The organism is Rhizobacter sp. P1_G5, from assembly GCF_056405435.1.
Genome location: NZ_JBFUCB010000110.1, coordinates 1 through 13,201, shown reverse-complemented (window position 1 = coordinate 13,201; position 13,201 = coordinate 1). Strand labels below are relative to the sequence as shown.

Annotated in this window: 10 protein-coding genes and 1 riboswitch; of the genes, 1 reads left to right on the top strand and 9 read right to left on the bottom strand. The window is 68.6% G+C overall.

Annotation, left to right across the window (positions count from 1 at the left end; genetic code table 11):
* Both AC1D12_RS10675 and metH read right to left on the bottom strand, forming a co-directional pair.
* The coding region (locus AC1D12_RS10675) for a DUF1800 domain-containing protein (RefSeq protein ID WP_477840364.1) at positions 1–1,381 on the bottom strand (1,381 nt) is incomplete at its 3' end.
* 246 nt (positions 1,382–1,627) lie between these two features.
* A complete protein-coding gene (gene metH / locus AC1D12_RS10670; protein ID WP_477840362.1) occupies positions 1,628–4,399 on the bottom strand; it encodes a methionine synthase in 2,772 nt (923 codons plus the stop codon).
* A 58-nt stretch (positions 4,400–4,457) separates the two neighbouring features.
* Positions 4,458–4,533: riboswitch (S-adenosyl-L-homocysteine riboswitch) on the bottom strand.
* Positions 4,534–4,651: 118 nt separating this feature from the next.
* Here metH and AC1D12_RS10665 point away from each other — a divergent pair.
* Positions 4,652–5,272 (top strand): OmpA family protein, encoded by a 621-nt coding sequence (locus AC1D12_RS10665; RefSeq protein ID WP_047509754.1) that lies wholly within the window; start codon positions 4,652–4,654, stop codon positions 5,270–5,272.
* A 5-nt stretch (positions 5,273–5,277) separates the two neighbouring features.
* Here AC1D12_RS10665 and AC1D12_RS10660 read toward each other — a convergent pair whose 3' ends face one another.
* The 7 genes from AC1D12_RS10660 to AC1D12_RS10630 form a co-directional block, all read right to left on the bottom strand.
* Entirely contained in the window at positions 5,278–6,327 is a 1,050-nt protein-coding gene (locus AC1D12_RS10660) for a homocysteine S-methyltransferase family protein (RefSeq protein WP_477825447.1), read from the bottom strand.
* Between the two features lie 97 nt (positions 6,328–6,424).
* Entirely contained in the window at positions 6,425–7,168 is a 744-nt protein-coding gene (locus tag AC1D12_RS10655) for a zeta toxin family protein (RefSeq protein ID WP_477840359.1), read from the bottom strand.
* On the bottom strand, positions 7,165–7,527 hold the full coding sequence (locus AC1D12_RS10650; protein WP_047509748.1) for a hypothetical protein: 363 nt from the start codon (positions 7,525–7,527) through the stop codon (positions 7,165–7,167). Before AC1D12_RS10650 ends, AC1D12_RS10655 begins: the two co-directional genes overlap by 4 nt.
* An 84-nt stretch (positions 7,528–7,611) precedes the next feature.
* A complete protein-coding gene (locus AC1D12_RS10645) occupies positions 7,612–9,726 on the bottom strand; it encodes a putative bifunctional diguanylate cyclase/phosphodiesterase (RefSeq protein ID WP_477840357.1) in 2,115 nt (704 codons plus the stop codon).
* A 78-nt stretch (positions 9,727–9,804) separates the two neighbouring features.
* Positions 9,805–12,111, bottom strand: coding sequence for an ATP-binding protein (locus tag AC1D12_RS10640; protein WP_477840355.1), 2,307 nt, complete (start codon positions 12,109–12,111; stop codon positions 9,805–9,807).
* Between the two features lie 91 nt (positions 12,112–12,202).
* Positions 12,203–12,475, bottom strand: coding sequence for a BTH_I0359 family protein (locus AC1D12_RS10635; protein ID WP_477825253.1), 273 nt, complete (start codon positions 12,473–12,475; stop codon positions 12,203–12,205).
* A 66-nt stretch (positions 12,476–12,541) separates the two neighbouring features.
* Positions 12,542–13,201 (bottom strand): DUF3108 domain-containing protein (locus AC1D12_RS10630; protein ID WP_477840354.1); only part of this gene is annotated, 660 nt, incomplete at its 5' end.

Here is a 13,201-nt window from a genome sequence, read left to right as displayed (position 1 = left end):
CCTCGATGCTGGTGTTCGGCGGCGTGTAGCCCGGGCGGTAGAAGTTGAACACCGTCGGCGAGCGCATCGGGGTCTGGCCCAGCCGGCCGGCCGGGTCGTCGGTGTTGTCGATGCCCTGGAACTTGCCGGTGGTCGACTTCGCGTGGAAGGTGCGCAGCAGGTGGGCCAGCCGCATCACCGGCTCGCGCAGCTTGCCGTAGTCGTTGCGCGCCGTGTCGGCGCTGCGCGCCTCGGGGTCGAGCAGCACCGCGCGGAACACCGCGCCCAGGTCGCCGCGCACGCCGCTGCCGTTGTTGTTGAACGCCGCCGCCACGCGCTCGACGTAGGCCGGGCTCGGGTTGCTGGTCACCATGCGCTGGATGATCTGGCGGCCGAGGAAGGGGCCGACGTTCGGGTGGTTGAACAGCGTGTCCAGCACGACCTTGATGTCGCCCTCGACATCCGGCTTGTCGGTCGCGGCAATGGTTTTGCCGAGGAACTTCTTCTCGGTGGCCGAGTGGAAATCGGTGTTGCTCGCGTACTTGTTGTAGCCCTGCATCGGCTTCCAGTCGCGGTCGGCGTTGACGTCGCCGCCGAAGAAGCGGGTGCGCGTGCGGTCGGCGGTGTTGGGGCCGGCGTACCAGCTCAGGCCGGTGAACACCTTGGCGAGGCCGGCGATGTCGTCGTGCGTGTAGGTCTCGGGGTTGCCGCTCTTCACGGTGCCGTCGGGGTTCAGCTGGTACAGGCCGATCGAGAACAGCTGCATGATCTCGCGTGCATAGTTCTCGTCCGGCACGCGGCCGGTCTTCGCGTCTTCCTTCTGGTTGCGCAGGCTGGTCAGGTAGGCGCCCATCATCGGGTGCATCGTGATCGCCTCGAGCAGGTCGCGGTAGTTGCCGAACGCATGCTGGCCCAGCACGTCGTAGTAGTCGGCCACGCCGCGCGGCAGGTTGCTCAGCGTCGAATCGACGAACGACACCACGAAGATCTGCGACAGCACGTAGGCCGCGCGCTGGCGCAGCTGGTCGTCGCCGGTGATCGCCTGCGTCCAGTACGACTCCATGAAGTTGCTGGAGGTGACGTTGGTGCCGGCCGCTGCCGCGGCATTCATCGCCGCGGTCATGTAGTCGCGGTGCCGCTTCTGCGGCTTGGCCATCTGCTGCTCGAGCCAGCGCCGGTAGCCGACCTGTGCGAGCTGGTCGATGTCGGCCGCGGTCGGGCCGTAGGTGGCCTGGGTCAGGAAGCGGGCCGCGGCCTCCTTGGTCGGCGGCGGGCCGGCGTCGGCGGCGCTGTCTTCGTCGTTCTTGTTGCCGCCGCACGCGGCCAGCAGGCTGATCAACAGCGCACCGGCCCACAGGCGGGATGTCTTGCGGATGGCGAATGTCGATGGAAGCGATGTCACTTCAGTCCCCCTCGGTGCGGTGCGTACGACCTGATACGGGTCGATTGCGTGCAGGAGACATACCAGCGACATCGTCGGACACCGCCTACAGGGTGTCGGCTGGAAAAGCGCCCATCCTTGACAGATGGGCCGGGCTATCTGGCGTCGAGGTCTGTGCCGAGATGACGTGAACGGTCGGCGATGCGTTCGGATGCTTCGGATGTAACGCGGAGCAACAGCCGTTGCCGCGGCGTCGTCATCCCTCCGTCACAACAGCGCCGACAGCGAACGCTTGACCAGCGACGCATCCTGGCCGCTGCGCGCGGCCCAATCCTGCAGCTGGTCGTCGCCGATCTTGCCGACGTTGAAGTACGTCGCCTCGGGGTGCGCGAGGTAGAAGCCGCCGACGCTGGCGGCCGGTGTCATCGCGAGGCTCTCGGTGAGCGCCATGCCGATGTCGGCGCACTGCAGCACGCGGAACATCTCGGCCTTCACGGTGTGGTCCGGGCACGCGGGGTAGCCGGGCGCGGGGCGGATGCCGCGGTACTTCTCGGCGATCAGCTCGTCGTTGCGCAGCGCTTCATCGGCCGCATAGCCCCAGAACTCGGTGCGCACGCGCTGGTGCATGCGCTCGGCGAAGGCCTCGGCCAGGCGGTCGGCCAGGGCCTTGAACATGATCGCGCTGTAGTCGTCGAGGTCGTCGAGGAACTGCTTCTCCTTCTTCTCGGTGCCGATGCCGGAGGTCACCGCGAACAGGCCGATGTGGTCAGCCACGCCCGAGCCCTTCGGCGCGATGAAGTCGGCGAGGCAGCGGTTGGGGCGGCGCTTCTTTTGCCCGTTCTCGTCGATCACCGGCCGCTCTGTCTGCATGCGCAGCCCGTGCCACGTCATCAGCACCTCGCTGCGCGTCTCGTCGGTGTAGATCTCGATGTCGTCGTCGTTGACGGTGTTGGCCGGGTACAGCCCGATCACGCCGTTGGCCGTCAGCCAGCGGCCTTCGATCAGGCGCTTCAGCATGCGCTGGCCGTCGCTCAGCACGCGGCGCGCCGATTCGCCGACGACGTCGTCGGTGAGGATCGCGGGGTAGGGCCCGGCCAGGTCCCAGGTCTGGAAGAACGGGGCCCAGTCGATGCACTGCGCGATCTCGGCCAGGTCCTGGTTGCGGAACACGCGGCGGCCGGTGAACTTCGGTGCCGTCGGTGCGTAGCCGGCCCAGTCGATCGGCGTCTTGTTGGCACGCGCCTGCGCCAGCGTCACCAGCGGCGTGGCCTTCTTGTTCGCATGCTGCTCGCGCACGCGCAGGTAGTCGGCATTCAGCTCGGCGATGTAGGCGGCGGCCTTGTCGTCGCTCAGCAGGTCGCTGCAGACGCTGACCGAGCGGCTCGCGTCGGGCACGTAGACCACCGGCCCGTCGTAGTGCGGCGAGATCTTCACGGCCGTGTGCACGCGGCTGGTGGTGGCGCCGCCGATCAGCAGCGGGATCTTCTTGATGCGGAAGTGCTCGTCGCGCTGCATCTCGGCAGCGACGTACTGCATCTCCTCGAGGCTCGGCGTGATCAGGCCGGACAGCCCGATGATGTCGGCGCCCTCGACCTTGGCGCGCGCGAGGATGTCCTGGCAGGGCACCATCACGCCCATGTTGACGACCTCGAAGTTGTTGCACTGGAGCACGACGGTGACGATGTTCTTGCCGATGTCGTGCACGTCGCCCTTCACGGTGGCGATCACGATCTTGCCCTTGGCCTTCGCCTCGCCGCCGGCCTCGACCAGCAGCCGCTTCTCTTCCTCGATGTAGGGCAGCAGGTGSGCCACSGCCTGCTTCATCACGCGCGCGCTCTTGACCACCTGCGGCAGGAACATCTTGCCCTGGCCGAACAGGTCGCCGACGACGTTCATGCCGTCCATCAGCGGGCCTTCGATCACGTGCAGCGGGCGGCCGCCGCCGGCCTTGATCTGCTGGTACACCTCTTCGGTGTCTTCGGTGATGAAGTCGTTGATGCCGTGCACCAGCGCATGGCTCAGGCGCTCGCGCACCGGCTTGGCACGCCAGGCGAGCTTGGCGCTGTCGTCCTTGGCGGCGCCCTTGGCGGTCTCGGCGATCTCGATGAGCCGCTCACCGGCGTCGGGGCGGCGATTCAGCACCACGTCTTCGACGCGCTCGCGAAGCGTCGGCTCGAGGTCGTCGTACACGCCGACCATGCCGGCGTTGACGATGCCCATGTCCATGCCGGCCTGGATCGCGTGGTACAGGAACACGGTGTGGATGGCTTCCCGCACCGGCTCGTTGCCGCGGAAGCTGAAGSWCACGTTCGASACGCCGCCCGACACCTTGGCGCCSGGCAGGTTCTGCTTGATCCAGCGCGTSGCGTTGATGAAGTCGACCGCGTAGTTGTCGTGCTCCTCGATGCCGGTCGCGATCGCGAAGATGTTCGGGTCGAAGATGATGTCTTCCGGCGGGAAGCCGACCTCGTCGACCAGCATCCGGTAGGCGCGCTCGCAGATCTCGACCTTGCGCTCGAAGGTGTCGGCCTGGCCCTTCTCGTCGAAGGCCATCACCACGGCCGCGGCGCCGTAGCGGCGCACCAGCTTCGCCTGGTGGATGAAGGGCTCGACGCCCTCCTTCATCGAGATCGAGTTGACGATGCCCTTGCCCTGGATGCACTTCAGGCCGGCCTCGATGACCTCCCACTTCGAGCTGTCGATCATGATCGGCACGCGCGCGATCTCGGGCTCGCTGGCGATCAGGTTCAGGAAGCGCACCATCGCCGCCTTGCTGTCGAGCATCGCCTCGTCCATGTTGATGTCGATCACCTGGGCGCCGTTCTCGACCTGCTGGCGCGCCACGCTGAGCGCCTGCTCGAATTCGCCGTTCAGGATCATCCGCGCGAAGGCCTTCGAGCCGGTGACGTTGGTGCGCTCGCCGATGTTGACGAACAGGCTGCCTTGCCCGATGAGCACCGGTTCCAGCCCGGACAGCTTCATCGGCGGAACGGGACGGGCGGTAGACGTCGGCGACGACAGAGAGGCGGAGGCGGTCATGGCGGGTCGGCTGGCACCGCCCCGGAGCTCACCCGGGGCGCATGCGGATTCATCATGCGAGGGGTGAGCGTGGTTGCAAGCTTCCAAGCCTGGCGGCAGCCCGATGGGCCGCCGTCGCAACGCTCCTTGGAGAGGCGCATTTTATGCGGCCAGGCCCCGTGAGCGGCTTGGTTACAACTCGGCAAGCCCCTGATGCGGTCGTGGTGCACGGAGCGTGTCCAATCCGGGATCCACGACTGGACTGCTTCTGCCGTGAACAACAACACACGATTCCTCGCTCTCTCCGTCGCGGTTGCCGCGCTGCTGGTTGCCTGCGGCGCGCCGCAGGTCAAGCCGCTGCCGGCGCCGGCGCCCTCGGTGCCCGGCTCCGCGCCGGGCCCGGTCTATGGCCAGGCGGCCTCCGGCGCGGCGCGCAGCTGGTCGCCGCAGATGGAGGCGGTCGAGCGGCAACTGGCCTCCAGCCTGAACGGCACGCCGATGGCGCTGGCGCGCACGACCGACGAGCGACTGTGGCTCACGCTGCCGGGCGATGTCGCGTTCGAGCCGAACCGCTCGGCGCTGAAGCCGGTCGCCACCGGGCTGCTGGACAAGGTGGCAGCGGTGCTGCGCAGCCAGCCGCAGCTGGAGCTGCGCATCGTCGGCCACACCGACAGCAAGGGCTCGGCGGCCGGCAACGATGCGCTGTCGCTGGACCGTGCGGCGAGTGCGCGCGACTGGCTGGTGGCGCGCGGCCTGTCGCCAGTGAAGATCGGCGTGGCCGGTCGCGGCTCGCGCGACCCGGTCGGCAGCAACGACGACGAGGCCGGCCGCGCGGCGAACCGGCGCGTCGAGATCCTGATCGGCGAACGGGCGGTGCGCTCAGGCAGCAAGTAGCCGGGCTACGCGGCCAGCAATCCTGAGAACAACGGATCGTGCCGCGAGCGCGGCCGGTACGCGCCGACCCGCTTCGCGATCTCGGCGATGTGCGCCGGCGTCGTGCCGCAGCACCCTCCGGCGATGTTCAGGAAGCCGGCGCGCGCGAACTCCTCGACCAGGCTGCCGGTGATCTCCGGCGTCTCGTCGAAGCCGGTGTCGCTCATCGGGTTCGGCAGGCCCGCATTCGGGTAGCAGCTGATGAAGGTGTCGCCGGCCACCTTGGCCAGCTCCTCGATGTACGGCCGCATCAGCGTCGCGCCGAGTGCGCAGTTCAGCCCGATCGCGATCGGCCTCGCGTGGCGCACGCTGTGCCAGAACGCGCTGACCGTCTGCCCCGACAGGATGCGCCCCGACGCGTCGGTCACCGTGCCTGAGATGATCACCGGCAGCCGCTCGCCGGTGTCTTCCATCAGCTCGTCGAGCGCGAAGATCGCCGCCTTCGCGTTCAGCGTGTCGAAGATCGTCTCCACCAGGAACAGGTCGCAGCCGCCTTCGAGCAGGCCCGCCGCCTGCTCGTAGTACGCGGCGCGCAGTTCGTCGAAGCTCACGTTGCGCGCGGCCGGGTCGTTGACGTCCGGGCTGATGCTCGCGGTGCGCGGCGTCGGGCCGAGCGCGCCGGCCACGAAGCGCGGCTTGTCGGGCGTGGCGTACTTGTCACAGGCCTCGCGTGCGAGCCGCGCGGCCACCACGTTCATCTCGCGCGCCACCTCGCCCAGGCCGTAGTCGTCCTGCGCGACGCTGGTCGCGCCGAAGGTGTTGGTCTCGATCAGGTCGGCGCCGGCCGCGAGGTACTGCTCATGGATCTCGCGGATCACGTCGGGCCGCGTGAACTGCAGCAGCTCGTTGTTGCCCTTCAGGTCCTTCGGATGGCTGGCGAAGCGCTCGCCGCGGTAGTCGGCCTCGCCGAGCTTGTAGCGCTGGATCATCGTGCCCATCGCACCATCGAGCACCACGATGCGTTGCGAGAGGATCTGCGGCAGGGCCGCGCCACGGGTGTAGACGGGGGCGTTCATTGCGCGATTGTAGGAAACCCTTGCAGCCCCGTCGCTCCAATGACAAGGGGACCCCAGTGACATTGTTGTCGCAGTGGCCCGGCCGGGGGGCCTCGGTCTACGGGRGCACCTTGGGACTGACGACGTTCAGCCACTCGCCGATTTCACTGGGGATCCGGCGTCGCGCGCCACTGCGAATGTCGAAAGCCTCGCGCTCGCCGATCTGGATCCGACACACCGTGAAGGCCTGCCGCTTGCCGCGGCTGTTGTCGGTGAAGACGGTCGCGTCGGCCACCGAGGCGGCGGCGCCGATCGCCCGCTGCGTGCGCGGAAACCGCTCGACGAGCTTGTCGACGTCGACGTTGTGGCCCCCCTCCGCGACTCGGGTCATCACCCGACCGATCGACAACCGGACGTTCGACAGCCCGACGAAGAACAGCAGCACGAAGTAACCGGCAGCCTGCATTTCACGGATGAGGTCGATCTTGGACGCGAACTTGCCGTTGGGCAACGCTTCCCAGTAGGAGAAGACCGTTTCCATCGCAAAGGGAACGCCGCGCGCCATCGCCTGGGCGACGAAGGCCTCGACACCCTTCTGAGCCACCTTCATCCAGCTCTCGTCGGTGTCGCGCAGTGCCTGGGCCCACTTGATCAAACGACCTTCATGATCGGCTTCGGGCAGGATGGACAACATCATCCGGTCGGCGTTGACCAGCGGGATCCGGAAGCTCGGCGAGAGGTGCCGCAGCCACATCGTCGATTTCCCCGAGCCGTTGTGACCCGCAAGGATCACCGCCAAGGGCTTCCCGGCGCGCCGCTGTTCACGGCGGACTTCATCGACGGCCTGCGCCAGCGACGTCATCGCTTGGTGCTCACCACCTTGAACTTCCCGTTGACGAACGTGCCCGTCGAGACTCTGCCATTCACCTCGCGGATCAGGCGGCTCGGGTCCAGCGGATCGGCACGGAAGAGCGGCGTTGATGGCGCCGTCTTGAATGCAATCCCCGGCTTCACCAGCTTCGGCATCGCTCGGGCCATGGCGGCCTGGCCGATGGTGACGTTGCGCCGCAGTTCGCCCGCCTTGGGCGAAGCCGCCTTCACGCTCACCTCACCGAAATGGATCGTCGCAACGCCTTCTCCCCTCAGGGCGGTGTTCACGATGACTTTGCCGATGTCCCGGCGAACGGTCTTGGCGGCGATCGGTGGCTTCTTGGCGGACATGGCAGTGTCGGTAGCTGCGCGGGTTGACTTGCGTCGTGCCGGCATTGTGCCCAATCCGCGACCGCGGTGTCCGCTTCCCTTCAATCAGAACGTGGCCGACGAAATGGTGTCGCTGAACAGCGAGGCCCGGAAGTCGATCGGCGCCGGCCCTTCGTCGTTCATCGCCCACAGCGCCAGTGCCTTGGCCGACATCGGCTTGGCGAACAGGAAGCCCTGCAGCTCGTTGCAGCCGAGCGAGCGCAGGATGTCCTGCTGCTCCGCGGTCTCGACGCCCTCGGCCACCACCTTCAGCCCGAGCGCCTGCGCCAGCTTGACGACCGCGTCGACGATCGCGCGCGCATCGGCGCTGCTCTCCAGGTCGAGCACGAAGCTGCGGTCGATCTTCAGCTCCTCCGACGGCAGCTTGCGCAGGTAGCTCAGGCTCGAATAGCCGGTGCCGAAGTCGTCGATCGACAGGTGCACGCCGATCGCCGACAGCTCCTCGAGGATCTGCAGGTTGGCGCGCGTGTCGTCCATCGCCGCCGATTCGGTGATCTCGCAGGTCAGCAGCGAGGGCTCGATGCGGTGCGCACGCAGCGCCCGCTCGATGCGCTTGGGCAGGTCGGGCTGGCGCAGCTGGTGCACCGACAGGTTGATCGCCACGCGCATGCGCAGGCCCTGCTCGCGCCACACGCGGATCTGCCGGCACGCGTCCTCGATCAGCCAGTTGCCGAGCGCGTTGATCAGCCCGAAGCGTTCGGCCAGCGGGATGAAGACGGCCGGGCTCACCATGCCGCGCTGCGGGTGGTGCCAGCGCATCAGCGCCTCGGCACCGGTGATCTGGCCGCTCGGCGCATGGATCTTGGGCTGGTAGTACAGCTCCAGCTCGCCGTGCTCGATCGCGCGGCGCAGGTCGTGCAGCAGCTCGACCTGGTCGCGTGCACCGGCCACCATGCGCGGCTCGAAGAAGCAGTGCGCCGCGCCGCCGGTGCGCTTGACGGAATTCRTCGCCGCCGCCGCATGCGGCACCAGCTTCGACAGCGCGCCGTCGTCGGGGTACATCGCGATGCCGATCGAGCAGCTCAGCGGCACCTCGTGCCCGTCGAAGCGGCAGGGCTGGCTCAGCGCCGCCATCACGCGCGCCGCGAGCCGCCCGGCATCGTCCTTGTCGGGCGAGCCTTCGAGCAGCACCAGGAACTCGTCGCCGCCGGCCCGCGAGACCATGTCGCGCTCGCCGGCCAGGTGCATCATGCGCCCGGCCACCTCACGCAGCACCGAATCGCCGCTCGCCTGGCCGAAGGATTCGTTGATGGCCTTCAGGCCGTCGAGGTTGCAGAACAGCAGCGCGAGCCGGTGCCCGTGGCGGTCGGCGCGCAGCACGGCACGCTGCAGCCGCTCGTCGAACATCGCGCGGTTCGGCAGCCCGGTCAGCCGGTCGGTGTAGGCCGCCACCTGCAGCTCCTCGCGGGCGCGCCGCAGCATCGAGCGGAAACGCGCCTCCAGGATCGAGGTCAGCAGCAGCAGCACCAGCAGGATCGGCGCGCCGACGATGGCCAGCGCGGTGACGGTGGCCAGGCTCACTTCGTCGGCGGTCGGCGACAGCGCCAGCATCGGCACCTGCGCAGCCATCACGACCGACGCATTGCCGACGGCCATCGCCGTGCCCAGCACCAGCGCGACGATCGCGCGCCACTGGAAACCCACCGGCGCGACGCGCCGGCGCCAGGCCATCAGCCACAGCCCGCTGCCGCCGATCGCGCAGGCGGCCAGCCAGCCGGGCACCAGGATGCGCCACTCCCATTCGACCTGCGGCTGCAGGCGCAACGCGAGCAGCGCGACGAACGAGGTCGCGCACAGCGCGCTGCCGACCGTCAGCGCGGCGAGCAATCCGTCACGCACCTGCAGGCCGGCACGGCTGCCGAGCAGGCAGGCGAGCAGCGAGCCGGCATACGCCACTGCCAGCGAGCCGAGCACCACCCAGCCGCTGTAGCCCATCGGGAACGGCAGCGGCCCGGAGGCCATCACGATGAAATGCAACGCCCAGGTGCCGACGGCCAGCGCCAGCGCCGAGCCGGCCAGCGCGCGCAGCGAGGTCGCGCGGTGGTTCGACGCGACGCCGCGCGCCAGGTCGAGCGCGACGTACGCGGCAAAGACGGCCATGCCGAAGGAGGCCGCCCACAGGTCAGGCCGGAACCTCCAAGGAATGAATGCCTCGTCCATCGAACTCGCCGCTCCAGGTCGTTCGGTCGTTATCGGCCGGGACGACGCGGGCTTGAGGCGCCCGAAGACGATCGGCGGTCAGTGCATGAAGCCGATCCCGCGGCGTTGCCGCACCTCGGGTTTCACACGATGCTCCGACTCAAGCTGGGACAGGAATTCCGCGGGAGTGAACGCTTCCCCCAACACGTCGATCTGGCGCCGCACCGCGGCGAAGTCGCCGGGCGTGAGCAGGTCCAGCTGCGCCAGCCGGTCGCGTTGCTCGCCGTCGAGCAGCCCGGCATCGCCGCCCAACGCCTCGGCGATGAACATGCGCTCGCGCTGCGCGGCGGTCAGCGGCCGGAAGCGGATCTTGAACGTGAAGCGCCGCAGCGCCGCCTCGTCGAGCTCGTCGAACAGGTTGGTCGTGCAGATGAAGACGCCGGCGAAGCGCTCCATGYCCTGCAGCATCTCGTTGACCTCGCTGACCTCGTAGTTGCGCTCGGCCATGCGGCGGCTGCGCAGGAAGCTGTCGGCCTCGTCGAGCAGCAGCACCGCCTGCTCGGTCTGGGCGTCGTCGAACATGCGCGCCATGTTCTGCTCGGTCTCGCCGACGAACTTGCTGACGATGTCGGAGGCCTGGCGGATCATCAGCGGGCGCTGCAGCTGCTGCGCGATGTGCTCGGCCAGCGCCGTCTTGCCGGTGCCCGGCGGCCCGTGGAAGCACAGCGTGCCGTGGCCCTTGCGGCGCAGCGCCTCGATGATGCGGGGCAGCTCGAAGCGCGATTCGGTGTTGACGAGGCCCAGGTCGTAGGTGGTCACGACGTGGCGGGCCCCGCGGCCGTTCGTGCCGTTGCCGAGCGCCTTGTCGGCGTGGCCGAGCTGGCGCTCGATCAAGGCCTCGATCGCCGGGGCGCTCTCGTCCTCGGCGGCCAGCCGCGCGAACTTCACCGCGGTGCGCACCTGCGCCGGCGTCAGGCCGCGCCGCTCGGCCAGCCGCGCGGCGAAGCCTTCGGACACCGGCACGTCGACCAGCGCACGCGTCACCAGCGCCTCGCGCGCGCCGGGCGGCGGCGATTTCAGCTCGAGGTGGTACTGGAAGCGGCGGCGGAACGCCGGGTCGATCTGCTCGATGCGGTTGGTGACCCAGATCACCGGCACCGGGTTGGTCTCGAGGATCTGGTTGACCCAGGCCTTGCCGCTGACGCTGCCCGACACGACGCCGTCGCCGGTGTCCATGCGCGCCATCAACTGGGCCGCATCGGTGGAGATCGGCGGGAACACGTCCTCGACCTCGTCGAACAGCAGCGCCACCAGGTTGCCGCCCTTCAGGAACACCTGGCTGATCTGCAGCGAGCGGTAGCGGTCGCGGCCCGACAGCGAATTGCCGTCGCGGTCGGCGTACTCCACCTCGTAGAGTTCCAGCCCGGCGGCCTGCGCGGCCACCTTGGCAAGCTCGGTCTTGCCGGTGCCGGGCGGGCCGTACAGCAGCACGTTGACGCCCGGTGCCTTGCGCGCAACCGCATGGCGCAGCAGCGCGGTCAGCACGCGCTGGTCGTCGCCGACGTAATGGAAATCCCCCGGCGTCAGCTCGCTGCGCGCGGCCGGCCGGGTGAACACCGCCATCAGGTCCGAAGGGCCGGCGTAGTGGCGCATCAGCACCGGCGGCAGCTGCTCGCTGACCTTCATCAGGTCGGCCAGGTCGGTGATGTTGTGCTCGGAGATCAGGTTCTCGACCATGCCGATGCGCTCCAGGCGCGAACCGGCACGCAGCGCCTCGGCCACGTCCTGCTCGTTGACGCCGGCCACCGCGGCGATCGCGGCATAGGCCTCCTGCGCGTTCGACACCTTGAACTCGACCAGCAGCCCGCGCAGGTCGCGCTGGTAGCGGGCGAGCGTGCCGTACAGCAGCAGCGCGCGCTCGGCCGGGTTCAGCTGCAGCAGGCCGGCCAGCGCGTCGATGTTCTTCTGCACCAGCGTCGATTCCTTCTTCAGGCTGCGGTCGAGCCAGTCGGCGGTCGCGCCCAGCACCGCCAGCAGGTCCTTCGGTGCGTCCTTGATGTACTCGTCGACGTAGAAGAACAGCGTGCCCTCTTCATACGGGCCGCGCCATGCACCATGGCGGGCCATGAAGGCCTCGTCGGCCAGCGCCTCATGGCCGCGCCAGTGCTCGTTGCCCTTGCAGCGGTTCTTCAGGAAATCCCGCAGCCGCCCGAGCACGCTGGCCGGCCAGACCAGGTGGCGCCCGGTCAGCGACAGCAGGCTGTTCCAGTCGCGCCGCAGGTTGAAGCGCCCCGCATGCCGCACCGTGAGCGTCAGCACGAACTGCGAGCACATGCGGTCGAGCACCGGCGCCTCGGTCAGGCCGGGCGACAGCAGCATGCGTGCATCGAGCTGGCGGGTTGCCATGGATCCTCCTGCGGTGCGGGCCATCTTGGCGCAGCCCGCGCCGGGCGGCAAGCCCCATCGGCCGGGGGAGGAACCCGGCTTTACAAATCTGTCAGTGCAGGACGAGGGGCTGCTGCATGAGCGACGAGAACCGCTCGAGGTAGTCGTCCATCTCCTCCTCGCTCGGCGAGGTCTCGATCAGCGCCTCGACGCCCTGCTTGAAGCTCTCGGCCATCGCCCCTTCGATGAAGATCTCCTTGCGCGCGAACTTGTCGACGATCTCGTAGCCGCCGCGCATCAGCGATTCCTCGCGCACGGCGCTGGCACCCTGGGTGGTGTCGAACTGCACCACGACGAAGTTCTCGGAGTTATAGAGCATGTGCATGGAAAGCTCTCCTTCAAGGACAGTTGGTGGGGCGTTGACGGTTTTTCAAGTCGCGCCCCGGTGCCATCAGGAGGCGATCTGCATCTCTTGCAGGATCAGGTCGAGCACGTCGTTCGACCCGTCGCTGCTTTGCCGGTAGCGCACCGGCAGGAAATGGCGCGCCGGATCGAGCCAGACCTCGATGCGCGTGTCATGCGGCTTGCGCGGCTCGCGCGTGAAGCGCCAGGCGGGCGTCGCCTGGTCCTGCACATTGACGCTCTGCAGGCCTTGCGACACGAAGTGCCAGACCTCGCCCTCGCCCTTGGCCCCGGCCACGAAGAACGACAGACGCTCGCCGGCGGCCGGCGGCGCGCTGCGGGCGCTCAGCACCGCGCCGAGCTGGATCATCCAGCTGAGGCGATCCTGCGCGCCGGCCACCAGCGGGTACTCGGTGCTCGGGCCGGAGAACGTGATCTTGCCGGCCTCGCGCTGGAAGTTGGCCGCCTGCAGCGACTTGCCGCGGCGTTCGTCGGTGAAGCGCAGCGGCGCGATGCCCGCCTTGTCGACGCGCCCCTGGCTGGCCCAGGTGAAGACGCGGAAGCCGGCGACGCTGCCTTCGAGGCGCACCTGGTACTGGCCCTGGGCGTTCAGGTTCTGCCACTGCAGCTCGCTGCGGCCGCTGAAGCCGCTGCGGCGCAGGTCGAAACGCAGCACGGCCGACGGCGGCAGGCGGGTCGGGTAGACCGG